A 25,632-nucleotide genomic window follows, 5' to 3' on the forward strand; every position below is an offset into this window, starting at 1 on the left:
TGCATCGCCGATGGTAGTGTGGGGTTTCCCCATGTGAGAGTAGGTCATCGTCAAGATTCATTTCGCAAAACCCCTATCTGCGCGAGCAGGTAGGGGTTTTGTCTTTTCCGGGCTTCAGCACCGGCGGGAACCTGCAGTTGCACACCGGTCAATAGTCGCCTCCCACATTTTGAGCCAGATCACTAGAATAGAGCCCACGCATCCATTCAGAAGCTCGATATGCCCAACCCTGTCGAACCCGAAGCACTGGCCCAATTGCCGCTGGACGAACTCGTTGCTTGCCACGAATGCGACCTGTTGATGCGCAAGCCCGTGCTGCAGCATGACGAAAAGGCCCAGTGCCCGCGCTGCGGCTATGAGCTTTACGCCCACCGGCACAACGTGGTCAACCGTAGCCTAGCCCTGGTGCTCACAGCCCTCTTGCTGTTCGTGCCGGCCAATTTCCTGCCGATCATGCAGCTGCACCTGCTTGGCCAGACGTCCGACGATACGGTGTGGAGTGGCGTCTTAGGCCTCTACAACTCCGAAATGCGTGGCGTGGCCGTCGTGGTTTTCCTGTGCAGCATGGCCATTCCCCTGGCAAAACTGCTGTGCCAATTGGCGGTGCTGCTGAGCATTCGCCTGGATGTAGGGCGCGGCTATGGCTTGTTGTGCTATCGCATCTATCACCATCTGCGCGACTGGGGCATGCTCGAGGTCTACTTTATGGGCGTGCTGGTTGCGATCGTCAAACTGGTGGACCTGGCCGAGTTGACCATCGGGTTGGGCCTATTCTGCTTCATCAGTTTGTTATTGATTCAGGTGTGGCTTGAAGTGGTGATGTCACCGCATCAGATCTGGAGTGCGCTTTCCGGGGAGGATCTCCATGCGGGCGATTGATGCAGGCATCCTTGTCTGCAATGAGTGTCACGAACTAAACAGGCAGGAGGCCGACAGCGCCTCGCAGGCATGCACGCGCTGTGGCGCCATCGTGCATGGCCGTCGACCCAACAGCATCGTGCGTACCTGGGCGCTGTTGATTGCGGCTTCCATTCTGTACATCCCTGCCAATCTGTTGCCGATCATGACCGTCAGCACGCTCGGCCAGGGCAGCCCCGATACCATCATGTCGGGCGTCATCACCCTGCTCAAGCACGGTATGGTGCCCATTGCGGCGGTGGTCTTCATTGCCAGTATCCTGGTGCCCACCTTCAAGCTGGTGGGCATCGGCTTACTGTTGTACTCCGTTCAACGCCGACAGCCGCTTTCTGCGCGCCAGCGGATCCTGATGTACCGCTTCATCGAATTCATCGGACGCTGGTCCATGCTCGATATTTTCGTCATCGCCATTCTGGTGGCGGTAGTGAATTTCGGCCGAATAGCCAGTGTCGAAGCCAACCTGGGTGCTGTCGCCTTTGCCACTGTGGTGATCCTGACGATGCTCGCTGCTTTAACTTTCGATCCCCGACTGATTTGGGATAACACGGAGTCGGATGACGACCATGAGTGACCTGCCTACGGCAAAAACCCGCCCAGCCTCGAACTGGTCGGCCATCTGGATTCTGCCGCTGATTGCGTTGATGATCGGCGGCTGGTTGGCATGGCAGGCGTATCGGGATGCGGGTGTAGAAATCGAAGTTCGTTTCACCACCGGTGAAGGGATCGTCGCCAACAAGACCGAAGTTATCTACAAGGGCATGCCGGTCGGTAAGGTGACGTCCCTGGTGCTGGACGCCAAGGGTGACAACCAAGGGGTGATCGCCACCATTGAGATGAACAAGGCGGCAGAACCACACCTGACAACCGGTACGCGCTTCTGGCTGGTCAAGCCAAGCGTCAGCCTGGCGGGTATTTCCGGCCTGGAAACTTTGGTCTCGGGTAACTACATCGCCGTCAGCCCTGGCGAAGGGGAGAAGGCCAAGCGCTTTACCGCCTTGTCCACGGCACCGCCCTTGTCCGACAGTGAGCCCGGCTTGCACCTGACGCTCAAGGCCGATCGATTGGGGTCGCTCAACCGCGACAGCCCGGTGTTCTACAAGCAGATCCAGGTCGGCCGGGTGAAGAGCTACCGGCTTTCCGATGATCAGGATACGGTCGAGGTCAAGGTATTCATCCAGCCCGCCTATGCCAGCCTGGTGCGCAAACACACGCGTTTCTGGAATGCCAGCGGCATCAGTATCGATGCCAGCCTGTCGGGCGTGAAGGTGCGCAGCGAGTCGCTCTCGAGCATCGTCGCCGGCGGTATTGCTTTCGCGACACCGGAATACCGCAAGGACAGCCCGCCAACCGACCCCAGTCTGCCGTTCCGCCTGTACGAAGACTTCGATGCTGCCCAGGCCGGTATCCGCATCAAGGTCAAGCTGAGTGACTACGAAGGCCTGCAGGCCGGTCGTACGCCGGTGATGTACAAAGGCATACAGGTCGGCTCGCTGAAAGCGCTGAAGATGGAGGATAACCTCGGCAGCGCCATGGCCGAGCTCACCCTCGACCCGCTGACCGAGGACTACCTGGTCGAAGGGACACAGTTCTGGGTAGTCAAGCCGTCCATCTCGCTGGCGGGCATCACAGGCCTGGAGGCATTGGTGAAAGGTAACTACATTGCCATTCGCCCCGGCGAGAAGGGCGCCAAGCCGCTGCGTGAGTTCGAGGCTCGGCCCAAGGCGCCGCCGCTGGACCTCAAGGCACCGGGCCTGCACATGGTGCTGTTCGCCGATACCCTGGGTTCGTTGGAAGTCGGTAGCCCGGTGATGTATCGCCAGGTGAAAGTGGGTAGCGTGCAGAGCTACCAGTTCGCCCACAACAGCAACCGCATCCTGATCGGTGTGCACATCGAGAAGGAGTACGAGAAGCTGGTCAACGGCTCGTCGCGCTTCTGGAATGTCAGTGGTATTACCCTGACCGGTGGGTTGTCGGGCATCAAGATCAAAAGTGAATCACTGCAAACGCTGATGGCGGGCGGTATCGCCTTCGATACGCCAAGGCCTGATGTGGCGCTCAAGCGTCATATTCCACGCTTCCGCCTGCATGACAGCGAGGAGGCGGTCAATCGTGCGGGTACCTTGATCACCATTCGTGTCGACCGTGCCGATGGCTTGAAGCCAGGCACGCCGATCCGCTTCCGTGGTCTAGACGTTGGCAGTATCGAAAGCGTCGACCTGACCGCAGACTTGCAGGCGGTGCTGTTGCGTGCACGCATTACTGAAGCGGCGGAGCGTATTGCCCGGGTCGGCACCCAGTTCTGGGTGGTCAAGCCTGCGCTGGGCCTGGTGCGTACTGAAAACCTCGACACCTTGATTGGTGGGCAATACCTGGAAGTGCAGCCGGCGGTCAAAGACAGAGGCACGCAGCGTGATTTCATTGCCCTGGCAGATGCCCCGGAGGTAGCTGGCCCTGAGGTCGGCTTGCCGTTGACGCTCAGTGCACCGCGGCGTGGTTCGATCAAGCCGGGTGTGCCGGTGACCTACCGTGAAGTTGCAGTTGGCAAGGTGACAGGCTTCGAGCTGGGCCAGAGCGCCGACCGCGTGCTGATCCATATCCTTATCGAGCCGCGCTATGCCGCATTGGTGCGCAGCGGCAGCCGCTTCTGGAACAGCAGTGGCTTTGGTTTCGATTGGGGGCTGTTGAAGGGCGCTACGGTGCGTACCGAGTCGCTGGAGACACTGATCGATGGCGGTATTGCCTTTGCCACCCCGGATGGCGAGCAGATGGGCAACCCGGCGCGGCCGCAACAAACCTTTGCCCTGTTCGACAAGGCAGAGGATCAATGGCTGCAGTGGGCGCCGAAGATCCAGATAGCCAAGTGATGGATGCCAGGGCCGCCTAATGCGGCCCTAGCTTTGTGTAGGAGCAGCCTTGTGCTGCGAAGAGGCCGGTGCAGGCACCCTTGATGTCAGGTGCTTACACCGGCCTCTTCGCTGCTCCTACACAAAACCCATGCAATAAAAAATCGCAGGCAACAAAAAACCGACCCTAGGGTCGGTTTTTTGACAAGCATGTCGCTTAGGCAGCTGCAGCTTCTTTCAGCGCCTTGATGTGGCCATTCAGACGGCCTTTGTGGCGAGCAGCTTTGTTCTTGTGGATGATGCCTTTATCGGCCATACGGTCGATTACAGGCACAGCCAGAACGTAAGCGGCTTGCGCTTTTTCAGCGTCTTTTGCGTCGATGGCTTTAACTACATTCTTGATGTAGGTGCGGACCATGGAACGCAGGCTGGCGTTGTGGCTGCGACGCTTCTCAGCCTGTTTTGCACGTTTCTTGGCGGAAGGTGTGTTGGCCACCGTCGAGCTCCTCGAAAGACTTTAGGTAAATAGCAAACAAAATAGGCCGCGAATCATGCCGATCAGTCGAACGGATGTCAAGGCCGCCTGCAAGGTTCCGCCGAGCGGTGCGCCAACAAGAGGGAAAGATTCCTTTCTGCTGCGCGACCTGTAAACTCGGGAATTTTTGGCTCCCCTGCGAAGGCGCGGGAGTATCGCACATTCGAACGCTGTCTGCAGCGTCCTCTGTCTCTGACGTGAATCTTTTCGATGAATCTGCTCAAATCCCTGGCCGCAGTCAGCTCAATCACCATGATTTCCAGGGTGTTGGGCTTTGTACGCGACACCATCCTGGCGCGTGTATTTGGTGCCGGCATCGCCACTGATGCCTTTTTCATCGCGTTCAAGCTGCCCAACCTGCTGCGGCGGATTTTTGCCGAGGGGGCGTTTTCGCAAGCGTTCGTGCCGATTCTGGCCGAATACAAGACCCAGCAGGGCGAGGAAGCGACCCGTACCTTTATTGCCTATGTCAGCGGCCTGCTGACCCTGGTCACGGCCCTGGTCACGGCCGTTGGCATCCTCGCGGCGCCCTGGGTGGTGTGGGCGACAGCGCCTGGGTTCGTCGACAGCGCCGAAAAATATGCGCTCACCACCGACCTGTTGCGGGTGACCTTTCCTTATATATTGCTGATTTCGCTGTCGTCGCTGGCGGGGGCGATCCTCAATACTTGGAACCGATTCTCCGTCCCGGCGTTTACCCCGACCCTGCTGAACGTGGCGATGATCTTCTTCGCCGTGGTGCTCACGCCGTATTTCGACCCGCCAATCATGGCGTTGGCCTGGGGTGTACTGGCCGGCGGCCTGGCGCAACTGCTGTACCAGCTGCCGGCACTGAAGAAGATCGGCATGCTCGTACTGCCACGCCTGAACCTGCGCGACACCGGTGTATGGCGCGTGCTCAAGCAGATGCTGCCGGCGATCCTCGGCGTTTCGGTCAGCCAGATATCGCTGATCATCAACACCATCTTCGCCTCGTTCCTGGTGGCCGGCTCGGTGTCGTGGATGTATTACGCCGATCGCCTGATGGAGCTGCCGTCCGGCGTGCTCGGCGTGGCCCTGGGCACCATCCTGCTGCCGACGTTGGCCAAGACCTACGCCAACAAGGACCGCGAAGAATACTCGCGCATCCTCGACTGGGGCCTGCGCCTGTGCTTCTTGCTGGTGTTGCCTTGCACACTGGCCATGGCCATTCTCGCCGAGCCGCTGACTGTGGCGCTGTTCCAGTACGGCAAGTTCAGCGCGTTCGATGCGGCCATGACCCAGCGTGCGTTGATGGCCTATTCTGTGGGCCTGTTGGCGATCATTCTGGTCAAGGTACTGGCACCAGGCTTCTATGCGCAGCAGAATATCCGAACACCCGTGAAGATCGCGGTGTTCACGCTGGTCTGCACTCAGCTGTTGAACCTGGTTCTGGTCGGCCCGCTGGCGCATGCTGGCCTGGCCCTGGCGATCAGCCTAGGTGCCTGCCTCAATGCTGGCCTGCTGTTCTGGAAGCTGCGCAGCCAAGGGCTGTTCGAGCCGCAAGCGGGCTGGGTACGCTTCCTGTTCAAGCTGGTATTGGCAGTTACATTGATGTCGGCGGTATTGCTGGCGGGCATGCACGTCATGCCGGCCTGGGAGCAGGGCGGCATGCTCGAGCGCTTCGTGCGTCTCGGGGCGCTGATCCTGGCGGGCGTCGTGACGTATTTCGGCTGCCTGTACCTGTGCGGCTTCCGGCCACGGCATTTTGCCCGCAAGGCCCTGCACTGAGGCCTGGCGCACGTCAGGCGTCGGTTTTTCGCATTCCACGCCACCCCTGGGCGCTGCTGCCTGTCACCGGCGCCCGGGTGTGGTTATAATCGGCCACTTTATGAGCAAGAAGCGCGTTATGCAGCTGGTTCGAGGTCTTCACAACCTGCGCCCCGAGCACCGGGGCTGTGTCGCCACCATTGGCAACTTCGACGGGGTTCACCGCGGCCACCAGGCAATCCTGGCGCGTCTGCGCGAGCGCGGCCAAGCACTTGGCCTGCCGACCTGCGTGGTGATCTTCGAGCCACAGCCGCGCGAATACTTTGCCCCCGATACTGCCCCGGCGCGTCTGGCTCGGCTGCGCGACAAGGTCGAGCTACTGGCCGCCGAAGGCATCGACCGCGTGCTGTGCCTGGCATTCAACCAGCGCCTGAGCAAGCTCAGCGCCGATGAGTTCGTCAAGGCCATCCTGGTCGACGGCCTGGGCGTGCGGCACCTCGAAGTGGGCGACGACTTCCGCTTTGGCTGCGACCGTGCAGGCGATTTTGCCTTCCTGGTCGAGGCCGGCGACAAGTACGGGTTCACCGTCGAAGCCGCCAACACGGTTATCCAAGATGGTTTGCGGGTCAGCAGCACCGAAGTGCGCAAGGCGTTGTCCGAAGGCGACTTCGAACTGGCCGAGCACCTGCTGGGCCGCCCGTACCGCATCACTGGCCGGGTCTTGCACGGCCAAAAACTCGCGCGCCAACTTGGCACGCCCACCGCCAACATCCAGCTCAAGCGCCGCCGCGTGCCGCTGTCCGGGGTTTACCTGGCCAGCATCGAAATCGACGGCAAGGCCTGGCCGGGTGTCGGCAATATCGGCGTGCGCCCCACCGTTGCCGGTGATGGGCGCCCGCACCTGGAGATTCATCTTCTGGATTATGCCGGCGACCTGTATGGCCGGCGTCTGACGGTGGAGTTCCACCACAAGCTGCGTGAAGAGCAGCGATTCGCCTCCCTTGAGGCGCTGAAGTCGGCGATCGACGCGGACATCGCCGCCGCACGTGCACATTGGCACGCTCAACCGCTAACGAAGAGCCTGAAATGACCGACTACAAAGCCACGCTAAACCTTCCGGACACCGCCTTCCCGATGAAGGCCGGCCTGCCTCAGCGCGAACCGCAGATTCTGCAGCGCTGGGACAGCATTGGCCTGTACCAGAAGCTGCGCGAAATTGGCAAGGATCGTCCGAAGTTCGTCCTGCACGACGGCCCGCCCTATGCCAACGGCAAGATCCACATCGGTCATGCGCTGAACAAGATCCTCAAGGACATGATCGTCCGTTCCAAGACCCTCGCGGGCTTTGACGCGCCCTACGTGCCGGGCTGGGACTGCCATGGCCTGCCGATCGAACACAAGGTCGAAGTCACCCACGGTAAGCACCTGTCCGCCGACCGCACCCGCGAGCTGTGCCGCGAGTACGCCGCCGAGCAGATCGAAGGGCAGAAGACCGAGTTCATCCGCCTGGGTGTGCTGGGCGACTGGGACAACCCTTACAAGACCATGAACTTCGCCAACGAGGCCGGTGAAATCCGTGCCCTGGCCGAGATGGTCAAGCAAGGTTTCGTGTTCAAGGGCCTCAAGCCTGTGAACTGGTGCTTTGATTGCGGTTCGGCACTGGCCGAAGCTGAAGTCGAATACGCCGACAAGAAGTCGCAGACCATCGACGTGGCCTTCCCGGTCGCCGACGCCGACAAGCTGGCCGCCGCCTTTGGCCTGGCCTCGCTGGCCAAGCCTGCCGCCATCGTGATCTGGACCACCACCCCGTGGACCATCCCTGCCAACCAGGCGCTGAACATCCACCCGGAGTTCAAGTACGCCCTGGTCGACACTGGCGAGCGCCTGCTGGTGCTGGCTGAAGAGCTGGTCGAGTCGTGCCTCAAGCGTTACAACCTGGAAGGCTCGGTGGTTGCGACCGCCCAAGGCTCGGCGCTTGAGCTGATCAACTTCCGCCACCCGTTCTACGACCGCCTGTCGCCACTCTACCTGGCCGACTACGTCGAGCTGGGCGCCGGTACTGGTGTGGTCCACTCCGCGCCTGCCTACGGTGAAGACGACTTCGTCACCTGCAAGCGCTACGGCATGGTCAACGACGACATCCTTACGCCGGTGCAAAGCAACGGCGTGTATGTCGAGTCGCTGGAGTTCTTTGGCGGCCAGTTCATCTGGAAGGCCAACCCGGCCATCGTCGAGAAGCTGGGCGAAGTCGGCGCGCTGATGCACTCCGAAACCATCAGCCACAGCTACATGCACTGCTGGCGCCACAAAACCCCGCTGATCTACCGCGCCACCGCGCAGTGGTTCGTCGGCATGGACAAGCAGCCAACCACCGGCGAGCCGCTGCGTGAGCGCGCGCTCAAGGCCATCGAAGAAACCAAGTTCGTCCCGGCCTGGGGCCAGGCGCGCCTGCACTCGATGATCGCCAACCGCCCGGACTGGTGCATCTCGCGTCAGCGCAACTGGGGTGTGCCGATCCCGTTCTTCCTGCACAAGCAGACCGGCGAGCTGCACCCGCGTACCGTCGAGCTGATGGAAGCCGTGGCCAAGCGCGTCGAGCAAGAAGGCATTGAGGCCTGGTTCAAGCTGGACGCCGCCGAACTGCTCGGTGACGAAGCCGGCCAGTACGACAAGATCACCGACACCCTGGACGTGTGGTTCGACTCCGGCACCACCCACTGGCACGTGCTGCGTGGCTCGCACGACATCGGCCACGCTACCGGCCCGGTCGCCGACCTGTACCTGGAAGGCTCCGACCAGCACCGCGGCTGGTTCCACTCGTCCTTGCTGACCGGTTGCGCCATCGACAACCACGCGCCGTACCGCGAGTTGCTGACCCACGGCTTCACCGTGGACGAGAACGGCCGCAAGATGTCCAAGTCGCTGGGCAACACCATCGAGCCGGAAAAGGTCAACAACACCCTGGGTGCCGACATCCTGCGCCTGTGGGTTTCGGCCACCGACTACTCCGGTGAGATGGCGGTTTCCGAGCAGATCCTGCAGCGTAGCGCCGACGCCTACCGGCGTATCCGCAACACCGCGCGCTTCCTGCTGTCCAACCTGTCGGGCTTCGACCCGTCCCGCGACCTGCTGGCCCCAGAGGACATGCTGGCACTGGACCGTTGGGCAGTGGACCGCACGCTGCTGCTGCAGCGCGAGCTGGAAGAGCACTACAGCGAGTACCGCTTCTGGAACGTCTACTCGAAGATCCACAACTTCTGTGTGCAGGAGCTGGGTGGCTTCTACCTCGACATCATCAAGGACCGCCAGTACACCACCGGCGCCAACAGTGTCGCGCGCCGTTCGTGCCAGTCTGCGCTGTACCACATCAGCGAAGCGCTGGTGCGCTGGATCGCGCCGATCCTGGCCTTCACCGCCGACGAAATCTGGCAGTACCTGCCGGGCGAGCGCAACGAGTCGGTGATGCTTAACGGCTGGTACCAGGGCCTGAGCGAGCTGCCGGAAGGCACCGAGCTGGACCGTGCCTACTGGGACCGCGTCATGGCGGTCAAGGCATCGGTCAACAAGGAGCTGGAAAACCAGCGTACCGCCAAGGTCATCGGTGGCAACTTGCAAGCCGAAGTTACCCTGTACGCCGAAGAAGGCCTGAGCGCCGACCTGAGCAAGCTGGGCGACGAGCTGCGCTTCGTGCTGATCACCTCGGCTGCCAGCGTGGTGCCGTTCGTGCAGGCACCGGCTGATGCCGTGGCGACCGAAGTCGAAGGCCTCAAGTTGAAAGTGGTCAAGTCTGGCCACGCCAAGTGCGGCCGCTGCTGGCACTTCCGCGCCGACGTTGGCAGCCACCCGGAGCACCCGGAAATCTGCAGCCGTTGCGTCGACAACCTGAGCGGTTCGGGCGAGGTGCGCCACTATGCCTAACCCTGTTGCGGGGCGCTTCGGGCGCCTTGCCTGGCTCTGGCTGAGCCTGGTGGTCCTGGTCCTTGACCAGGTCACCAAGGTTTATTTCGAAGGCAAGTTGAGCCTGTACCAGCAGATCGTGGTCATTCCTGACTACTTCAGCTGGACCTTGGCCTACAACACCGGCGCGGCGTTCAGCTTCCTCGCCGACAGCTCCGGCTGGCAGCGTTGGCTGTTCGCCCTGATCGCCCTGGTGGTCAGTGCGGTGCTGGTGGTCTGGCTCAAGCGCCTGGGGCGCAGCGAGACCTGGCTGGCCGTCGCCTTGGCATTGGTGCTGGGTGGTGCGCTGGGTAACCTGTATGACCGCATCGTGCTTGGCCACGTGGTCGACTTCATCCTGGTGCACTGGCAGAACCGCCATTATTTCCCGGCCTTCAACCTGGCCGACAGTGCCATCACCGTTGGTGCGGTGATGCTGGCGCTGGATATGTTCAAGAGCAAGAAGTCCGAGGAGCCTGTCCATGACTGACACCCGTATTGGCCAGAACACCGAAGTCACCTTGCACTTCGCCCTGCACCTTGAAAACGGCGACACGGTCGACAGCACGTTCGACAAGTCGCCCGCCATGTTCAAGGTCGGTGACGGTAACCTGCTGCCCGGTTTCGAAGCCGCGCTGTTCGGCTTCAAGGCCGGCGACAAGCGCACCGTCACCGTGGCCCCGGAGAACGCCTTCGGCCAACCGAACCCGCAGAATGTGCAAGTGATGCCGCGCTCGCAGTTCACCGACATGGAGTTGTCCGAAGGCCTGCTGGTGATCTTCAACGACGCCGCCAACGCCGAGCTGCCGGGCGTGGTCAAAGCCTTCGATGACGCGCAGGTGACCATCGACTTCAATCACCCACTGGCTGGCAAGACCCTGAGCTTCGAGGTGGAGATCCTCGATGTGAAGGCCTTGTAAGCCTGGAGCCGAGCATGCAAATCAAACTCGCCAACCCTCGCGGCTTTTGCGCGGGGGTCGACCGGGCGATCGAGATCGTCAACCGTGCCCTGGAAGTCTTCGGCCCGCCGATTTACGTACGCCACGAAGTGGTGCACAACAAGTTCGTGGTCGAAGACCTGCGCAACCGCGGTGCCATCTTCGTCGAAGAGCTGGAGCAGGTGCCTGACGACGTCATCGTCATCTTCAGCGCCCATGGCGTTTCCCAGGCCGTGCGCCAGGAAGCGGCCGGGCGTGGCCTGAAGGTGTTCGATGCCACGTGCCCCCTGGTCACCAAGGTGCACATCGAGGTGGCCAAGTACAGCCGCGACGGCCGTGAGTGCATTCTCATCGGCCACGCCGGGCACCCGGAAGTGGAAGGCACCATGGGGCAGTACGACGCCAGCAACGGCGGCGCCATCTACCTCGTCGAAGACGAGGAGGATGTTGCCAAGCTGCAGGTGCGCGACCCGGACCACCTGGCCTTCGTGACCCAGACCACGCTGTCGATGGATGACACCAGCCGTGTCATCGATGCCCTGCGTGCGCGCTTCCCGAACATCGGTGGCCCGCGCAAGGATGACATTTGCTACGCCACCCAGAACCGCCAGGATGCAGTCAAGCAACTGGCCGACGAATGTGACGTGGTCCTGGTGGTCGGCAGCCCGAACAGCTCCAACTCTAACCGCCTGCGTGAGCTGGCCGAGCGCATGGGCACCCCGGCCTACCTGATCGATGGTGCCGAGGACCTGCAGCGTGGCTGGTTTGGCGACGCCGCCCGCATCGGCATCACGGCGGGTGCTTCTGCCCCAGAGGTGCTGGTGCGTGGTGTGATCGAGCAGCTCAAGGCGTGGGGCGCTTCTGGCGCCGAAGAGCTCGATGGGCGTGAAGAGAACATCACGTTCTCGATGCCCAAAGAGCTGCGGGTTCGTTCGCTGATCTGATCAAGAGCGTGCGCACAGAGAGCCCCGCTCGGGCTCACCTGTGCGCACGCTGATTCTGCCGCTGGTCGACAGCACGACGTGATGCTGGCCGGTGGGGGAGGCGCGTTCGCAGATCTCCAGTGTTGAATTGCTACGCCCCAGCGGAACACCTACTGCACTGAACCTCACCTGCCCCGGGGTGTTGTGGGCAATTCTCAGCGGCCGCGACAAGCGGTGTTCACGCAGCACCTGCTGATTGTGTTCAAGCACCACACGCCAACCCTTACCCCAATCGCCTTCCATCGGCTGCACCCGCACTGTCTGGCCTTGCAGCAAGGCGTGGCTGCGCGCGCTGCGCAGTGCCTGCGCCAGGTCCCGCGCTGCGGCTGCGCTATGTAAGTCATCAGAAAGCCCGGTGTAGGCCGGCATCCCCAGCTGTGTCAGAACGGCCGCCATGGCCAGCGCCAACATCATTTGTATCAGTGTTGCGCCCTGTTGCCGCACCGTGCATTTCTCCCTGGACGTGCTTCGCTTCAGCTTCAACGTCGCAGGGCAATTGATCCAGTCGCCCAGTGAGTAAACAGCTGCAGGAAAAGTCGCAGGGGGCGCAGGGATGCGAACGATGGAAGGGGGCATGACGCTTCTCGAGGTACTGCTGGCCATGGTGGTCGTGGCAGTGGGCCTGTTTGCCGCTGCTGCGCTGCAGGTGCGCGCACTGCAGGCAACCGACAGCGCACGGCACGACGCGCAGGCCGCCTTGTTGAAACACACGCAGCTAGAGCGGAGCAGGGCAGCAGGCGCGCGGAAGGTGCAGCGGTGAAGCGTGCACAAGGCGGCTTTAGCCTGCTTGAAGGGGTGCTGGCGCTCGCCATCGGTTTGGGGCTGCTGGCGGCGGCTAGCCAGCTGTTCGTGTCTGCCCATGAAACCTGGCGGCTGCAAGGTGTGGCCGCACGCCTGCAGGATGATGCCCGGCTGGCGTTGCAGCGCATGGCCCAGGATATTCGCATGGCCGGCATGTTCGGTTGCCTGCGCTTGCAGCCCGGCGATTTCAACGACCCGGAAGCACTTCAGGCCTTCGCCCGACCGCTGCACGTGAGCCCCACTAGCTTGAGCCTGGTGGTCGCCGAGCTGCCAGGGCATAGCGGTGCTCCAGGTTGGACGCTGCTGACCAACTGCACCGACGAGGCCCACGTGTACAAGGGGCGAGCTGAAAGCAGCGGTCAGCTGTTGGCGTTCCCTATCAGCCGGCACGTGTATGCGCTGGAAGACGGTACGTTGACGTTCCGGCGACGAGGTACACCGCAGCCACTGGTCGACCATGTGCGCGAGATGCGCGTGGCGTTCGTCGAAACACCACAAGGCGGGCGGGTAGATGTGCACCTGACCTTGTACGAGCCCACCTTGCGCATCGAACAGCAGCACGCGCTGAGTGTGGCGCTGCGTAACCCGGTGCCCGAACCGTGAAGCGCCAACGCGGCGTGGTGTTGCTGTTGGCGCTGGTGCTGAGCTTGCTCCTTGGCCTGATCGCGGCCTCGGCGCTGCGAGATGCGCTGGTTGAAACACGCATGGCCGGCTACTGGCGTGATGGGCTCAAGGCACTTGAGGAAGCCGAACAGACACTTCTGCTGGCTGTTGACCAGCTAATGCTGGTTACGCACCCGCTGTGCAAGCCCTGCCAGCCGCCACAACGCCCGCACGACTTGCAAGGCAGCTGGCAGGGCATCGAAAGCGGCTATTTTCAGGTGCAAAACCTTGGCACAAGCGACCGCGTCGCACATTTGCCCGAGGGCCAACAGGCCACCTTGTTCAGGGTGACTGCCGTCAGCCGACAGGCCGAGTCGCGCCATGTACTTGAAGCGGTGTATGCCCTGTCAGGTGATGAGGTGCGGCGCATCCTCTGGCGACAACGATTGAGGGAACCCTGACATGCAGCAAGGCCTGACCCTGATCGAATTGTTGATTGTCGTGGCCGTGACCGGCATTCTGGCAGCCATTGCCTACCCCAGTTACAGCGACCAGCTTCGGCGAGCCGCACGCAGTGAAGTGGTTGGCCTGCTGCATGACGCTGCCTTGCGCCTGGAGCGCCACCGCGTGCGCACGGGCCAATACGCCGAAGGCGAGCTGGCCTTGCCCACTGCCAACCGTCATTACAGCCTGCAGGCCCAGCGCAGCAGCGATACCTTTACGCTGAGCGCAAGGCGGCTGCCGAATGGCCTGATGGCCGATGACCGCTGTGGTGATTTTCAGCTCGACCAAAGCGGCGTGCAGAGCAACCCGGGCAGCCTGGAAGGCCGCGAGCGATGCTGGGGAAGCTGAAGAATGAATGATGCCCGGCGCATCGCGGTTTTACTTCAGGTGTTTGGATCGACAGATGAGCAAGCAAGTAGTGGTGGTCGGCGGCGGGGTTATCGGCCTGCTGACGGCATTCAACCTGGCGGCGAGCGTCGGGCAGGTCGTGGTCTGCGATCAGGGGGAGGTCGGCCGCGAGTCGTCCTGGGCCGGCGGCGGTATCGTCTCGCCGCTGTACCCATGGCGCTACAGCCCGGCGGTAACCGCTTTGGCGCATTGGTCCCAGGATTTCTATCCACAACTGGGCGAGCACCTGTTCGCTACCACGGGCATTGATCCTCAGGTTCATACCACCGGGTTGTATTGGTTGGACCTGGATGATGAAGCCGAGGCATTGGCCTGGGCCGAGCGCGAGCGACGCCCGCTCAGTGCTGTGGATATCTCGGCGGCCTATGACGCCGTACCGGTGCTGGGCCCTGGCTTCAAGCGCGCCATCTACATGGCGGGTGTGGCCAACGTGCGTAATCCACGCTTGGTGAAGTCGCTCAAGGCGGCATTGCTGGCGCTACCGAACGTGAGCTTGCGTGAGCACTGCCAGGTGACAGGCTTCCGGCATGAGGGTGAGCGCGTTACCGGTGTGCAGACGGCGGACGGCGTGATCGATGCCGATGAAGTGGTACTGAGCGCAGGCGCCTGGAGCGGCGACCTGCTGCGCACGCTGGGCCTGGAACTGCCGGTAGAGCCGGTGAAGGGCCAGATGATCCTGTTCAAGTGTGCCGAGGACTTTTTGCCGAGCATGGTGCTGGCCAAGGGTCGCTACGCCATTCCGCGCCGTGACGGGCATATTCTGGTGGGCAGTACGCTGGAGCATGCTGGATACGACAAGACCCCGACCGAGCAGGCGCTGGAAAGCCTCAAGGCTTCGGCGGTCGAGTTGCTGCCGGAACTGGCAGAGGCCGCGGTGGTGGGGCATTGGGCAGGGCTGCGGCCGGGGTCGCCGGAAGGTATTCCGTATATCGGGCCGGTGCCTGGGCATGATGGGTTGTGGCTCAATTGCGGGCATTACCGCAATGGGCTGGTGCTGGCGCCCGCGTCTTGCCAGCTGTTCGTCGATTTGCTGACCGGGGCTGAGCCGATCATCGACCCGTCGCCGTATGCGCCGGTAGGGCGCTTGGGCTGAGAGTGCCGGGCCCGCGTTGCGGGCCTTTCGCCGGCAAGCCAGCTCCTACAGGTGCCGCGCTGGCCTTGAGCGCTGCGCAGTCCCTGTGGGAGCCGACTTGCCGGCGATGGTGGCCTATGGGGTTTGAGGCTTATCCCTGCCGCCCAGGCCCCTGCTCAAGGTGCGCCTGGCTGCAATACCACTCCTTGCCCAGCTGCAGCGCCCGGTCATTAGGCAGGTGCACGCCACAATGGGCGCAGCGCACCATCTTCAGCGGGTCGTCGAGTTTGGGCTCAGGGTGGGATTGCTGGCTGATCTTGAACTTGCGCCACAGCCAGAACGCGGCGGCGATCAGGGCGATCCAGAAAAGTAGGCGAACCATGGTGTCCAGCTTGTCGAATGAAGAAGCCGACAGTCTAGGACGCAGCCAATAAAAAAGGGAGGCCCAAGGCCTCCCTTTCTTGTGCGGCGCTCAATCAGTCGAACAGACCAAAGGTCATGTAGCTGAACCACGAACGGTCCTGCTCGGCTTCTTTCGGGCCTGGCGGCAGAATCACGTCGCCGTTTTCGTCTTTCGGCAGCAGCTCTTGCGGCATCTCGGAGCGCGCGTCCTGGAACTGCTTGACCACGTCCTGGTTGGCGCGGGTTTCGCCCGGCGGCAGCGGGGCGTCGGTTTCGATCAGGCCCAGGGTCGCCTTGGACAGCCAGCCACGGCCGTCAGACTCGGTCTGCTTGGGCTGGAACTCGCCGTCGACCAGGCTCGGGTGGTCAGGGTAGTTGAGCTTGAGGGTTTCCAGGCTGGTGGCAGCCAGCTCGTCCAGGTGCATCTTCTGGTACGCCTCGACCATGATTGCCAGGCCGTCACCGACCGATGGCGTTTCCTGGAAGTTCTCGACCACGTAGCGGCCACGGTTGGCGGCAGCCACATAAGCCTGGCGGCCCAGGTAGTAGTCGGCCACGTGGATCTCGTAGGAGGCCAGCAGGTTGCGCAGGTAGATCATGCGCTGCTTGGCGTCCGGCGCGTAGCGGCTGTTCGGGAAGCGGCTGGTCAACTGGGCGAACTCGTTGTACGAGTCACGGGCGGCACCCGGGTCACGCTTGGTCATGTCCAGCGGCAGGAAGCGCGCCAGCAGGCCACGGTCCTGGTCGAACGACGTCAGGCCCTTTAGGTAGTAGGCATAGTCGACGTTCGGGTGCTGCGGGTGCAGGCGGATGAAACGCTCGGCGGCAGACTTGGCGGCCTCCGGCTCGGTGTTCTTGTAGTTGGCGTAGATCAGTTCGAGCTGCGCCTGGTCGGCGTAACGGCCGAACGGGTAACGCGACTCCAGGGCCTTGAGCTTGTTCACGGCGCTGGTGTAGCTGGAATTGTCCAGGTCAGCCTGGGCCTGCTGGTACAGCTCGGCTTCGCTGAGGTTCTCGTCAATGACTTCCTTGTTAGAGGAACAGGCCGCGGTAAGCCCGAGGATGGCGATCAGCAGCAGGTGTTTCACTTGCATGGCGGCTTGCGTCCCTTTGACGGCCGCTGTCTTGGGCGGTGCCGTCCTGTTATGATGAGCGCCCCGGCCAACCCCGGGACAAAAGAAGCCGTATTTAACCACAAGCTCGCAGCCGAAACCAAAGGCTGTGCGCCCGCCGAATCGAGCATGTCCGAGATCATTCAACTTAGCGCAGAGGTACCGTCCGATCTGGGCGGTCAACGCCTCGACCAGGTCGCCGCCCAATTGTTCGCCGAGTACTCGCGTTCGCGGCTTACTACGTGGATCAAAGAGGGCCGCCTGACGGTCGATGGTGCCGTCGTGCGCCCTCGAGACACCGTCTATGGTGGCTCTGTGCTTGTCCTGGAGGCCGAACAAGAGGCCCAGGGCGAGTGGATCGCCGAAGACATCGAGCTGGATATCGTCTACGAAGACGACCATATCATGGTGATCAACAAGCCTGCCGGGCTGGTTGTGCACCCGGCCGCGGGCCATGCCAGCGGTACCCTGCTCAATGCCTTGCTGCACCACGTGCCAGACATCATCAACGTGCCGCGCGCCGGTATCGTCCACCGTCTGGACAAGGACACCACCGGTCTGATGGTGGTGGCCAAGACCCTGCAGGCGCAGACCCGGCTGGTCGAGCAAATGCAAAGCCGCAAGGTCAGCCGCATCTATGAGTGCATCGTGATTGGTGTGGTGACCTCCGGCGGCAAGATCGACGCCCCCATCGGTCGCCACGGCGGCATGCGCCAGCGCATGGCGGTAACCGACGGCGGCAAGCCGGCGGTCAGCCACTACCGTGTGCTCAAGCGCTTCCGCTCCCACACTCACGTGCGGGTCAAGCTGGAAACCGGCCGGACCCACCAGATCCGTGTGCACATGGCCCATGTCGGCTTCCCACTGGTCGGCGACCAGACGTACGGTGGGCGCTTCCGCATTCCGCCGGCTGCCAGCCCAACCATGGTCGAGGCGGTCAAGACCTTCCCGCGTCAGGCGCTGCATGCGCGTTTCCTCGCGTTGGCCCACCCGATTACCGGTGAAGTCATGAAGTGGGAATCGCCGTTGCCGGATGATTTCCTCTGGTTGCTGACACTGCTGAACGAAGACCGCGAGAGCTTTATCGGATGAACGGTCTGACGCAGGCGCTGCTGTTTCCTGACTGGCCGGCCCCGGCCTCGGTTCGCGCTTGTGTCACTACGCGTCAGGGCGGCGTCAGCCTGCCGCCCTATGAAGCGTTCAACCTGGGTGATCACGTGGGTGATGACCCTGTCGCAGTCGCCGAAAACCGCCGCCGTCTGAGCGATGAATTTGCTATCCAGCCTGCCTGGCTCAAGCAAGTGCATGGTTTGGTGGTGGCGGATGCCGACCCGGCCGTGGTGGCCGAGGCCGACGCCAGCTGGACTGATCAGCCCGGTATCGCCTGCACCGTAATGACTGCCGATTGCCTGCCCGCACTGTTCTGTGACCGTGCGGGTACCCGCGTGGCTGCAGCCCATGCTGGCTGGCGCGGGTTGGCGGGCGGGGTACTGGAAGCGACCCTCGACCGTCTGGCCCTGCCGCCTGAAGACGTGCTGGTGTGGCTGGGCCCGGCCATTGGCCCGCAGGCGTTCGAAGTGGGGCTGGAAGTGCGTGATGCCTTTACCGCCGTGCACCCGGAGGCTGCCAAGGCCTTTGTCGACGGTGAGCGGCCGGGCAAGCTGATAGCCGACATCTATGCGCTGGCGCGTATTCGCCTGGCGGCGCGTGGCGTGACGGCGGTGTATGGCGGTGGTTTCTGCACGGTCAACGACTCGCGGTTCTTCTCGTATCGCCGCACGCCCCAAGGTGGGCGGTTTGCCTCGTTGGTCTGGCTAGCCCCTCGCTGACGTATCACGCCTCTTCGCGGGCAAGCCCTCAACGCAGCCACCACTAATCCATCAGGTTGACTTCGGTCAACCCCGCTACGCTTGAATCTTCCAGAATCACCCATATCTATTGGTCATCTCTGGCAGGTTTCTTCATTAAAGGCGCTGTCCATCGCTCCGACCTGCCCTAACAGGAAGGTACTCCCATGCGAATAGACCGTTTGACCAGCAAGCTTCAATTAGCAATATCCGACGCGCAGTCCCTCGCCGTAGGCATGGACCACCCTGCCATCGAGCCCCTGCACCTGGTGCAGGCCCTGATCGAACAGCAGGGCGGGTCGATCAAGCCGCTGCTGATGCAAGTCGGCTTCGACATCAACAGCCTGCGTCAGGCACTGGTGAAAGAACTCGACCAACTGCCGAAAATCCAGAACCCCACGGGCGACGTGAACATGTCCCAGGACCTGGCGCGCCTGCTCAACCAGGCCGACCGCCTGGCCCAGCAAAAGGGCGACCAGTTCATCTCCAGCGAGCTGGTGCTGTTGGCCGCCATGGACGAGAACAGCAAGCTCGGCAAGCTGCTGTTGAGCCAGGGCGTGACCAAGAAGGCCCTGGAAAACGCCATCAATAACCTGCGCGGCGGCGCGGCAGTCAACGACGCCAACGCCGAAGAGTCGCGCCAGGCTCTGGACAAGTACACGGTCGACCTGACCAAGCGTGCCGAAGAGGGCAAGCTGGACCCGGTGATCGGCCGCGACGACGAAATCCGCCGTACCGTGCAGGTGCTGCAACGGCGTACCAAGAACAACCCGGTGCTGATCGGTGAGCCAGGTGTGGGTAAAACCGCCATCGCCGAAGGCCTGGCCCAGCGCATCATCAACGGCGAAGTGCCCGATGGCCTCAAAGGCAAGCGCCTGCTGGCGCTGGACATGGGGGCGCTGATCGCCGGTGCCAAGTACCGCGGCGAGTTCGAAGAGCGCTTGAAGTCGCTGCTTAACGAGCTGTCCAAACAGGAAGGCCAGATCATCCTGTTCATCGACGAACTGCACACCATGGTCGGCGCCGGTAAAGGCGAGGGCGCCATGGACGCGGGCAACATGCTCAAACCGGCCCTGGCCCGTGGCGAGCTGCACTGCGTTGGCGCCACCACGCTCAACGAGTACCGCCAGTTCATCGAAAAGGACGCCGCCCTGGAGCGTCGCTTCCAGAAGGTACTGGTAGAAGAGCCGAGCGAGGAAGACACCATTGCCATCCTGCGCGGCCTGAAAGAACGCTACGAAGTGCACCACAAGGTGGCCATCACCGACGGCGCGATCATTGCGGCGGCCAAGCTCAGCCATCGCTACATCACTGACCGCCAACTGCCGGACAAAGCCATCGACCTGATCGACGAAGCGGCCAGCCGCATTCGTATGGAGATCGACTCCAAGCCTGAAGTGCTCGACCGTCTGGACCGTCGTCTGATTCAGCTGAAGGTGGAATCCCAGGCGCTGAAGAAAGAAGAAGACGAAGCCGCGAAAAAACGCCTGGAAAAACTGCACGAGGAAATCGAGCGGTTGGAGCGTGAGTATTCCGACCTCGAAGAGATCTGGGCCTCCGAGAAAGCTGAGGTGCAGGGCTCGGCGCAGATTCAGCAAAAGATTGAGCAGGCCCGCCAAGAGCTCGAAAGCGCACGCCGTAAAGGCGACCTGAGCCGCATGGCCGAGCTGCAGTACGGGGTGATCCCGGACCTGGAGCGCAGCCTGCAGATGGTCGACCAGCACGGCAAGTCGGAAAACCAGTTGCTGCGTAACAAGGTCACCGAGGAAGAGATTGCCGAAGTAGTGTCCAAGTGGACCGGCATCCCGGTTGCCAAGATGCTCGAAGGCGAGCGCGAAAAGCTGCTGAAGATGGAAGAGCTGCTGCACCAGCGCGTGATCGGTCAGCACGAAGCCGTTACCGCCGTGGCCAACGCCGTACGCCGCTCCCGCGCCGGGTTGTCCGACCCGAACCGGCCAAGTGGGTCGTTCATGTTCCTCGGCCCGACCGGTGTGGGTAAGACCGAGCTGTGCAAGGCCCTGGCCGAGTTCCTGTTCGACACGGAAGAGGCGATGGTGCGTATCGACATGTCCGAGTTCATGGAGAAACATTCCGTGGCTCGTCTGATCGGCGCTCCACCAGGCTATGTAGGGTACGAGGAGGGCGGTTACCTGACCGAAGCGGTACGGCGCAAGCCTTATTCGGTGGTGCTGCTCGACGAGGTGGAGAAGGCGCACCCGGATGTGTTCAACGTGTTGCTGCAAGTGCTTGAGGATGGCCGGCTGACGGACAGCCACGGCCGTACTGTGGACTTCCGCAACACCGTGATCGTGATGACCTCCAACCTGGGCTCTGCACAAATCCAGGAACTGGTCGGTGACCGTGAGGCGCAGCGTGCTGCGGTGATGGATGCGGTGGGTTCGCACTTCCGTCCGGAGTTCATCAACCGGATCGACGAAGTGGTGGTATTCGAGCCCCTGGGCCGCGACCAGATCGCCGGCATCACCGAAATCCAGCTAGGCCGCCTGCGCAGCCGTCTGCTGGAACGTGAACTGTCGCTCAGCCTGAGCCCTGAGGCGTTGGACAAGCTGATCGCAGTGGGTTACGACCCGGTGTATGGCGCACGGCCACTGAAGCGTGCGATCCAGCGCTGGATCGAAAACCCGCTGGCGCAGTTGATCCTCTCTGGCAAATTCCTGCCAGGGTCGGCGATTACCGCCAAGGTGGAAGGCGACGAAATCGTCTTTGCCTGATCCAGCTGAAAAAAATAGCCCCGCACCTGCGGGGCTTTTTTATGCCCCTGATGCCACTGCAGGAGCGGGCTTGCCCGCGAAGAGGCCCGGCAAACACCGTAAAATCGGGGCTTCGCAGGTTTTTTTGATAACTTGCTGAAAATTTTGAAATTTCTGCTTGCATCTAAAATCGAGTGCCCCTAATATACGCCGCGTTGTCAGGCACTAAGCGAATCATCAGGAACATCGGTGTTAGCAAAACAACTTAGAAATCAGTAAGTTGAATGAAAAAAAGTGGTTGACAAGCAAAACGAAGAATGTAGAATAGCCGGCCTCAGCAGCGACAAAGCGAAAGCAGAGAAGCTGAAGAGATCGAAGCTAACACAGACTTCGAAGCAGTAAAGATGTACCGAAGTTCAGTTCCGCGATAGCTCAGTCGGTAGAGCAAATGACTGTTAATCATTGGGTCCCTGGTTCGAGTCCAGGTCGCGGAGCCAATCTCGGGGTGTAGCGCAGTCCGGTAGCGCGCCTGCTTTGGGAGCAGGATGTCAGGAGTTCGAATCCCCTCACCCCGACCATTTTCAGGGTCGTTAGCTCAGTTGGTAGAGCAGTTGGCTTTTAACCAATTGGTCGTAGGTTCGAATCCTACACGACCCACCATGTAAAAAGGGCATCTCGACTGAGATGCCCTTTTTCTTTTGCCTCGAATTTAACCCAAGACAAAGCACCCGTTAAGGTTTCTGTTTAAGCGGGGCCTTTGGGAGCAACTGTCTTGCGCAATTTCTAAAAATTGACGCATTGTGGGAGCGGGCTTGCCCCGCGAACACCGGCGAAGCCGGTGCCATGCACCGCGGCGCCTGCATCGCCGGCAAGCCGGCTCCCACAGGTTTTGGTAGCCGCTTGCCGCAGCCCCAAGGGCTGGGTGATCTGCCACAAAAAAGCCCAGCCTGAGGGGCTGGGCTTAGCTGTCAGTGCAGCTTCAACCGCGGCTCTGTCCCGCGCCCAATCTTGCTACCCAACATCATCATCGCCGTACGGAAGAACCCGTACAGCGCCATCTGGTGCATGCGATACAGCGACACATAGAACATCCGCGCCAGCCAGCCCTCCAGCTTCACGCTGCCCATCAGGTTGCCCATCAGGTTACCCACCGCCGAGAAGCGCGACAGCGATACCAACGAACCGTAGTCCTTGTACTCATAAGTCGGCAGCGCCTTGTTCTCCAACCGCGCCTTCAGGCTTTGCGCCAGCATCGAAGCCTGCTGGTGTGCGGCCTGGGCCCGTGGCGGCACATTGCGGTCGCTACCCGGTTGCGGGCACGCGGCGCAGTCACCGAAGGCGAAGATGTTGTCATCGCGCGTGGTCTGCAGGGTAGGGCGTACCACCAGCTGGTTGATGCGGTTGGTTTCCAGCCCATCGATGTCCTTGAGGAACCCCGGCGCACGGATACCCGCCGCCCACACCTTGAGGCTGGCCTGGATCACTTCGCCGTCCTTGGTTTTCAGGCCATCCGCGGTCACTTCGCTGACCGCGGCATTGGTCATCACCTTCACCCCCAGTTTTTCCAGGGTCTTGTGCACCGGCACACTGATGCGCTCAGGCAACGCAGGCAAAACCCGTGGGCCAGCCTCGATCAAAGTGATGTGCATGTCCTTGGGCTGGATGCGGTCCAAGCCATAGGCTGCCAGCTCGTGTGCCGCGTGGTGCAGCTCGGCCGCCAGCTCTACGCCAGTGGCACCGGCACCGACGATGGCCACGCTGATGTGTTCGCTGGCCACATCACCGGCGTGGGCGCGCAGGTAGTGGTTGAGCAGTTGCTGGTGGAAACGCTCGGCCTGCTTGCGGGTGTCCAGGAACAGGCAATGCTGCGCCGCGCCCAAGGTGCCGAAGTCGTTGGTGTTGCTGCCCACGGCGATGACCAGGGTGTCGTAGCTCAGCGTGCGCGCAGGCACCAGCTCGCGGCCCTCTTCATCGAGGGTGGCGGCCAGTTGGATCTGCTTGCCTTCACGGTCCAGGCCGCTCATGCGCCCCAGCTGGAAGTTGAAGTGGTTCCACTTGGCCTGGGCCACGTAGTTCAGTTCATCTTCCGAGGAGTTCAGCGAGCCGGCTGCCACTTCGTGCAGCAGCGGCTTCCAGATGTGCGTCAGGTTGGCGTCGACCAGGGTGATGTCGGCTTGCTTGCGCTTGCCCAGGCTTTTACCCAGGCGGGTCGCCAGTTCCAGGCCGCCGGCGCCGCCGCCGACAATCACGATGCGATGAGTCATGGGGATATCTCATAAGGTTTACGGAATTCGTGGCCCTGGGGGCCGGCCGCAAACTGCACGAGGGTAGGGCGAGCGCAAGGCAGCTCATAGCACCAGTCCACTCAACAGGCGGCTTATGAGGCCCAGACCAATGGTCACGGCCACCACCAGTACAAGGAGCAACCACGGCCGGAAGGGCCTGCGCTCGACTTGGTGCTGGGGGACGCGTAGATACTCATCGACACGACGCTGATCTTCAGGATTCAGGCGGCTGGTCATGGTGGGCCTCGTCAGATAGACGTTTGTGACTGCGCAAACGCTACAGCGTTCAGGCAAGCGCTTGAAACAAATGATAATGCTTTCTATCTCTGGCGCCGAGTGTACGCCATCGCAAAGACTCTCGGCACTGGATCAAAGACTGATCCCCACATCGAACACAATGCTGCGCCCCAGGTTGCCGCGCAAAAAGTCTGGCGCATCCGGGTGGGCGAAAAGCACACGGGCGAACGTCGGCCCGACCAGTGACAACGAGCGCCAACCCTGGCGCAGGTATTCGGTGGGCGGCGGGAAGTGAGTGTTGAGGTCGAGCACTTCGCGCTTGAGGCTGGCGAAGGCGATGATGTCCAGCTCGTTCAACTCCAGCCCACGTTCACGGTAGTTGTGCGCCTTCTTGCGCAAGGTTGGGGCCAACCGCCCCAGCAGTTCAGTCGCGCTGATACGCCGGGGGCGTGCTTCACGGCGCACCAATTGCGCCAGGGAAAACGCACTGCGCCGGCGTTGCAGCTCTTCGCGCCACTCATCGTTGAGGCGGCGGCCTTCGTCCAGCACAAAAAACACCTCGAATGCCGCATCGCGGAACAGCACGTCTGGCGGCTCCTGGCCGGCTGGGGTGAAGTCCTCGCTGCGGTAGGGAATGTTCAACCCTTGCAGCAGGCGTTGGCATACCCAACGCTCACGCTCCCATTTGCGTGCATTGGAGAGAAAAGCATTGGCTTGTTCGGCCTGGATGGTAAGCAGGCGCAGGTAGTCTGAGTCATCCATGCAGACAAGCTTAGTCGCTAATCGATGACGGTAAGATGCTGTTTGTGCGTAGAAATCAGCTCAGCACCGGCCACTGCTGCACGATACCTAGCAGATGCACCACGCCAAACCCCAGGCAAAAGCATCCGCATGCAGAAAGGGCGGCCGCCAGATCAGGCCAGGTTAAGCGCAGCCGGAGGAGTTGGAGAATGGGTGTAGACTCACCTTTATCCACAAGGGAGAGAGGGGTATTCGTCCGGTGATCAGTGCACAGGTGTTGTCGGGCACCAGCCTCACGTTGGGCTGGCTGGGTTACGTGCCACTGTTGCTCTGGGCCGCCAGCCGCGCCCGCTGGGTGGAGCTGTTCACCGACCGGCGCCGCCAGCACCTGCTGTTTGGCACGGTGTTCTGCCTGTTTGCCCTGTGGTTGGTCAGGCGCGATTTCGATACGGGCGTGTCGTATCACTTCATTGGCATGACGGCTGTGACCCTGCTGCTGGACTGGCCGCTGGCTGTGCTGGGGGGCTTTATGGCTCAGTTGGGGTTGCTGGCGCTGGGGCGTCAGGACCTGGCGGCACTCGGCGTGAACGGCCTGCTGTTGATTGGCTTGCCGGTGCTGATTACCGAGCTGTGCGCCATCGCGGTCGAACGCGCGCAACCGCGTAACCTGTTTGTGTATATCTTTTGTTCAGGGTTCTTTCCGGCGGCGCTGACGGTGCTGGTGTGCCTGTTGGCCGGGCTGGGTATCTTGTGGCTGGGCGGGCGTTTTGCCATGCCGGAGTGGCTGAGTGACTTTGTGGGCTACCTGTGGCTGATGATGTTCCCCGAGGCGTTCATCAACGGCATGGTGATCAGTGCGCTGGTGGTGTTTTGCCCGGAGTGGCTGGAAACCTTCAACCGCACGCGGTACCTGCAGGCGCCGTGGAAGGACGATGAACACTGACCCCCGCCCTTTGTAGGAGCGGCCTTGCGTCGCGATGGGCCGCAAAGCGGCCCCAGTTTCAGCGTCATCACAGATAGTGCTGGGG

General features: G+C 61.9%; 25 protein-coding genes and 3 tRNA genes. 21 read left to right on the forward strand and 7 right to left on the reverse strand.

Annotated features, from left to right (window positions below; genetic code table 11):
- The first annotated feature begins 219 nt into the window (after positions 1-219).
- Genes HU750_RS26160 through HU750_RS26170 form a run of 3 tightly spaced genes read left to right on the forward strand, consistent with a single transcriptional unit; the run spans position 220 to position 3,782 of the window.
- A complete protein-coding gene (locus HU750_RS26160) occupies positions 220-879 on the forward strand; it encodes a paraquat-inducible protein A (RefSeq protein ID WP_186683232.1) in 660 nt (219 codons plus the stop codon).
- Positions 866-1,489 carry a paraquat-inducible protein A gene (locus tag HU750_RS26165; RefSeq protein ID WP_027594581.1) on the forward strand — a complete coding sequence of 208 codons (624 nt, stop codon included), beginning with the start codon at positions 866-868 and terminating at the stop codon, positions 1,487-1,489. Before HU750_RS26160 ends, HU750_RS26165 begins: the two co-directional genes overlap by 14 nt.
- Positions 1,482-3,782, forward strand: a complete 2,301-nt coding sequence (locus tag HU750_RS26170) for a PqiB family protein (protein WP_186683233.1) — start codon at positions 1,482-1,484, stop codon at positions 3,780-3,782. The genes HU750_RS26165 and HU750_RS26170 overlap by 8 nt, the downstream gene beginning before the upstream one ends.
- Positions 3,783-3,978: 196 nt before the next feature.
- Here HU750_RS26170 and rpsT read toward each other — a convergent pair whose 3' ends face one another.
- The gene (rpsT, locus tag HU750_RS26175) at positions 3,979-4,257 is read right to left on the reverse strand and encodes a 30S ribosomal protein S20 (protein ID WP_003247625.1); all 279 of its coding nucleotides are present in this window, start codon (positions 4,255-4,257) and stop codon (positions 3,979-3,981) included.
- Positions 4,258-4,506: 249 nt separating this feature from the next.
- On the opposite strand from rpsT, the gene murJ reads away from it, so the two are divergent.
- The 6 genes from murJ (at position 4,507) to ispH (ending at position 11,842) form a co-directional block, all read left to right on the forward strand.
- Entirely contained in the window at positions 4,507-6,045 is a 1,539-nt protein-coding gene (gene murJ, locus HU750_RS26180) for a murein biosynthesis integral membrane protein MurJ (RefSeq protein ID WP_186683236.1), read from the forward strand.
- A gap of 118 nt (positions 6,046-6,163) precedes the next feature.
- The gene (gene ribF, locus HU750_RS26185) at positions 6,164-7,114 is read left to right on the forward strand and encodes a bifunctional riboflavin kinase/FAD synthetase (protein ID WP_027594578.1); all 951 of its coding nucleotides are present in this window, start codon (positions 6,164-6,166) and stop codon (positions 7,112-7,114) included.
- The gene (ileS, locus tag HU750_RS26190; protein ID WP_027594577.1) at positions 7,111-9,942 is read left to right on the forward strand and encodes an isoleucine--tRNA ligase; all 2,832 of its coding nucleotides are present in this window, start codon (positions 7,111-7,113) and stop codon (positions 9,940-9,942) included. Before ribF ends, ileS begins: the two co-directional genes overlap by 4 nt.
- Entirely contained in the window at positions 9,935-10,450 is a 516-nt protein-coding gene (gene lspA / locus HU750_RS26195; protein WP_027594576.1) for a signal peptidase II, read from the forward strand. The genes ileS and lspA overlap by 8 nt, the downstream gene beginning before the upstream one ends.
- Entirely contained in the window at positions 10,443-10,880 is a 438-nt protein-coding gene (fkpB, locus tag HU750_RS26200; RefSeq protein ID WP_085274283.1) for an FKBP-type peptidyl-prolyl cis-trans isomerase, read from the forward strand. Before lspA ends, fkpB begins: the two co-directional genes overlap by 8 nt.
- A gap of 14 nt (positions 10,881-10,894) precedes the next feature.
- The gene (gene ispH / locus HU750_RS26205; RefSeq protein ID WP_186683238.1) at positions 10,895-11,842 is read left to right on the forward strand and encodes a 4-hydroxy-3-methylbut-2-enyl diphosphate reductase; all 948 of its coding nucleotides are present in this window, start codon (positions 10,895-10,897) and stop codon (positions 11,840-11,842) included.
- On the opposite strand, the gene HU750_RS26210 is transcribed toward ispH, so the two are convergent.
- Positions 11,843-12,325 carry a GspH/FimT family pseudopilin gene (locus HU750_RS26210; RefSeq protein ID WP_186683239.1) on the reverse strand — a complete coding sequence of 161 codons (483 nt, stop codon included), beginning with the start codon at positions 12,323-12,325 and terminating at the stop codon, positions 11,843-11,845.
- A gap of 109 nt (positions 12,326-12,434) precedes the next feature.
- Here HU750_RS26210 and HU750_RS26215 point away from each other — a divergent pair, with 109 nt between their 5' ends.
- The 5 genes from HU750_RS26215 to thiO are packed head-to-tail and all read left to right on the forward strand — an operon-like array spanning position 12,435 to position 15,290.
- Complete coding sequence (locus HU750_RS26215; RefSeq protein WP_027594572.1) at positions 12,435-12,641, forward strand: prepilin-type N-terminal cleavage/methylation domain-containing protein; 207 nt, start codon at positions 12,435-12,437, stop codon at positions 12,639-12,641.
- On the forward strand, positions 12,638-13,285 hold the full coding sequence (locus tag HU750_RS26220) for a pilus assembly protein PilW (protein ID WP_186683241.1): 648 nt from the start codon (positions 12,638-12,640) through the stop codon (positions 13,283-13,285). The genes HU750_RS26215 and HU750_RS26220 overlap by 4 nt, the downstream gene beginning before the upstream one ends.
- Positions 13,282-13,746 carry a hypothetical protein gene (locus HU750_RS26225; protein WP_186683243.1) on the forward strand — a complete coding sequence of 155 codons (465 nt, stop codon included), beginning with the start codon at positions 13,282-13,284 and terminating at the stop codon, positions 13,744-13,746. Before HU750_RS26220 ends, HU750_RS26225 begins: the two co-directional genes overlap by 4 nt.
- A gap of 1 nt (position 13,747) precedes the next feature.
- Positions 13,748-14,137 carry a type IV pilin protein gene (locus tag HU750_RS26230; RefSeq protein WP_027594569.1) on the forward strand — a complete coding sequence of 130 codons (390 nt, stop codon included), beginning with the start codon at positions 13,748-13,750 and terminating at the stop codon, positions 14,135-14,137.
- Positions 14,138-14,192: 55 nt separating this feature from the next.
- On the forward strand, positions 14,193-15,290 hold the full coding sequence (gene thiO / locus HU750_RS26235; RefSeq protein ID WP_186683246.1) for a glycine oxidase ThiO: 1,098 nt from the start codon (positions 14,193-14,195) through the stop codon (positions 15,288-15,290).
- Positions 15,291-15,420: 130 nt separating this feature from the next.
- On the opposite strand, the gene HU750_RS26240 is transcribed toward thiO, so the two are convergent.
- Positions 15,421-15,651 (reverse strand): PP0621 family protein, encoded by a 231-nt coding sequence (locus HU750_RS26240; RefSeq protein ID WP_027594567.1) that lies wholly within the window; start codon positions 15,649-15,651, stop codon positions 15,421-15,423.
- A 94-nt stretch (positions 15,652-15,745) separates the two neighbouring features.
- Positions 15,746-16,765, reverse strand: a complete 1,020-nt coding sequence (locus tag HU750_RS26245) for an outer membrane protein assembly factor BamD (protein WP_099428275.1) — start codon at positions 16,763-16,765, stop codon at positions 15,746-15,748.
- Between the two features lie 147 nt (positions 16,766-16,912).
- On the opposite strand from HU750_RS26245, the gene rluD reads away from it, so the two are divergent.
- The 6 genes from rluD (at position 16,913) to HU750_RS26275 (ending at position 22,001) form a co-directional block, all read left to right on the forward strand.
- Positions 16,913-17,875, forward strand: a complete 963-nt coding sequence (gene rluD, locus HU750_RS26250) for a 23S rRNA pseudouridine(1911/1915/1917) synthase RluD (RefSeq protein WP_027594565.1) — start codon at positions 16,913-16,915, stop codon at positions 17,873-17,875.
- The gene (gene pgeF / locus HU750_RS26255) at positions 17,872-18,612 is read left to right on the forward strand and encodes a peptidoglycan editing factor PgeF (protein WP_186683248.1); all 741 of its coding nucleotides are present in this window, start codon (positions 17,872-17,874) and stop codon (positions 18,610-18,612) included. The genes rluD and pgeF overlap by 4 nt, the downstream gene beginning before the upstream one ends.
- A gap of 185 nt (positions 18,613-18,797) precedes the next feature.
- Positions 18,798-21,362 carry an ATP-dependent chaperone ClpB gene (gene clpB / locus HU750_RS26260; protein WP_027594563.1) on the forward strand — a complete coding sequence of 855 codons (2,565 nt, stop codon included), beginning with the start codon at positions 18,798-18,800 and terminating at the stop codon, positions 21,360-21,362.
- 400 nt (positions 21,363-21,762) lie between these two features.
- Positions 21,763-21,838, forward strand: a tRNA-Asn gene (locus HU750_RS26265).
- A gap of 4 nt (positions 21,839-21,842) precedes the next feature.
- Positions 21,843-21,919 (forward strand) — tRNA-Pro (locus tag HU750_RS26270).
- Positions 21,920-21,925: 6 nt separating this feature from the next.
- A tRNA-Lys gene (locus tag HU750_RS26275) sits at positions 21,926-22,001 on the forward strand.
- A 308-nt stretch (positions 22,002-22,309) separates the two neighbouring features.
- Here the strand turns inward: HU750_RS26275 and HU750_RS26280 are convergent.
- The 3 genes from HU750_RS26280 to HU750_RS26290 form a co-directional block, all read right to left on the reverse strand.
- Positions 22,310-23,605 carry an NAD(P)/FAD-dependent oxidoreductase gene (locus HU750_RS26280; RefSeq protein ID WP_186683250.1) on the reverse strand — a complete coding sequence of 432 codons (1,296 nt, stop codon included), beginning with the start codon at positions 23,603-23,605 and terminating at the stop codon, positions 22,310-22,312.
- A gap of 84 nt (positions 23,606-23,689) precedes the next feature.
- Positions 23,690-23,863, reverse strand: a complete 174-nt coding sequence (locus HU750_RS26285; RefSeq protein WP_186683252.1) for a DUF3094 family protein — start codon at positions 23,861-23,863, stop codon at positions 23,690-23,692.
- A 132-nt stretch (positions 23,864-23,995) separates the two neighbouring features.
- Entirely contained in the window at positions 23,996-24,625 is a 630-nt protein-coding gene (locus HU750_RS26290; protein ID WP_013970766.1) for a DUF1780 domain-containing protein, read from the reverse strand.
- A gap of 238 nt (positions 24,626-24,863) precedes the next feature.
- Here HU750_RS26290 and HU750_RS26295 point away from each other — a divergent pair, with 238 nt between their 5' ends.
- The gene (locus tag HU750_RS26295; RefSeq protein ID WP_186683254.1) at positions 24,864-25,547 is read left to right on the forward strand and encodes an energy-coupling factor ABC transporter permease; all 684 of its coding nucleotides are present in this window, start codon (positions 24,864-24,866) and stop codon (positions 25,545-25,547) included.
- Positions 25,548-25,632 lie beyond the last annotated feature (85 nt).

The organism is Pseudomonas sp. SWRI50, from assembly GCF_014269095.1.
GTDB classification, from domain to species: Bacteria; Pseudomonadota; Gammaproteobacteria; order Pseudomonadales; family Pseudomonadaceae; genus Aquipseudomonas; species Aquipseudomonas kermanshahensis.

Excerpts from the sequence above, each read along its gene's own strand:
- HU750_RS26160 (WP_186683232.1), top strand. The coding sequence starts at position 220 with ATGCCCAACCCTGTCGAACCCGAAGCACTGGCCCAATTGCCGCTGGAC.
- HU750_RS26165 (WP_027594581.1), top strand. The coding sequence starts at position 866 with ATGCGGGCGATTGATGCAGGCATCCTTGTCTGCAATGAGTGTCACGAA.
- HU750_RS26170 (WP_186683233.1), top strand. The coding sequence starts at position 1,482 with ATGAGTGACCTGCCTACGGCAAAAACCCGCCCAGCCTCGAACTGGTCG.
- murJ (WP_186683236.1), top strand. The coding sequence starts at position 4,507 with ATGAATCTGCTCAAATCCCTGGCCGCAGTCAGCTCAATCACCATGATT.
- ribF (WP_027594578.1), top strand. The coding sequence starts at position 6,164 with ATGCAGCTGGTTCGAGGTCTTCACAACCTGCGCCCCGAGCACCGGGGC.
- ileS (WP_027594577.1), top strand. The coding sequence starts at position 7,111 with ATGACCGACTACAAAGCCACGCTAAACCTTCCGGACACCGCCTTCCCG.
- lspA (WP_027594576.1), top strand. The coding sequence starts at position 9,935 with ATGCCTAACCCTGTTGCGGGGCGCTTCGGGCGCCTTGCCTGGCTCTGG.
- fkpB (WP_085274283.1), top strand. The coding sequence starts at position 10,443 with ATGACTGACACCCGTATTGGCCAGAACACCGAAGTCACCTTGCACTTC.
- ispH (WP_186683238.1), top strand. The coding sequence starts at position 10,895 with ATGCAAATCAAACTCGCCAACCCTCGCGGCTTTTGCGCGGGGGTCGAC.
- HU750_RS26215 (WP_027594572.1), top strand. The coding sequence starts at position 12,435 with ATGCGAACGATGGAAGGGGGCATGACGCTTCTCGAGGTACTGCTGGCC.
- HU750_RS26230 (WP_027594569.1), top strand. The coding sequence starts at position 13,748 with ATGCAGCAAGGCCTGACCCTGATCGAATTGTTGATTGTCGTGGCCGTG.
- thiO (WP_186683246.1), top strand. The coding sequence starts at position 14,193 with ATGAGCAAGCAAGTAGTGGTGGTCGGCGGCGGGGTTATCGGCCTGCTG.
- HU750_RS26240 (WP_027594567.1), bottom strand. The coding sequence starts at position 15,651 with ATGGTTCGCCTACTTTTCTGGATCGCCCTGATCGCCGCCGCGTTCTGG.
- HU750_RS26245 (WP_099428275.1), bottom strand. The coding sequence starts at position 16,765 with ATGCAAGTGAAACACCTGCTGCTGATCGCCATCCTCGGGCTTACCGCG.
- rluD (WP_027594565.1), top strand. The coding sequence starts at position 16,913 with ATGTCCGAGATCATTCAACTTAGCGCAGAGGTACCGTCCGATCTGGGC.
- pgeF (WP_186683248.1), top strand. The coding sequence starts at position 17,872 with ATGAACGGTCTGACGCAGGCGCTGCTGTTTCCTGACTGGCCGGCCCCG.
- clpB (WP_027594563.1), top strand. The coding sequence starts at position 18,798 with ATGCGAATAGACCGTTTGACCAGCAAGCTTCAATTAGCAATATCCGAC.
- HU750_RS26280 (WP_186683250.1), bottom strand. The coding sequence starts at position 23,605 with ATGACTCATCGCATCGTGATTGTCGGCGGCGGCGCCGGCGGCCTGGAA.
- HU750_RS26285 (WP_186683252.1), bottom strand. The coding sequence starts at position 23,863 with ATGACCAGCCGCCTGAATCCTGAAGATCAGCGTCGTGTCGATGAGTAT.
- HU750_RS26290 (WP_013970766.1), bottom strand. The coding sequence starts at position 24,625 with ATGGATGACTCAGACTACCTGCGCCTGCTTACCATCCAGGCCGAACAA.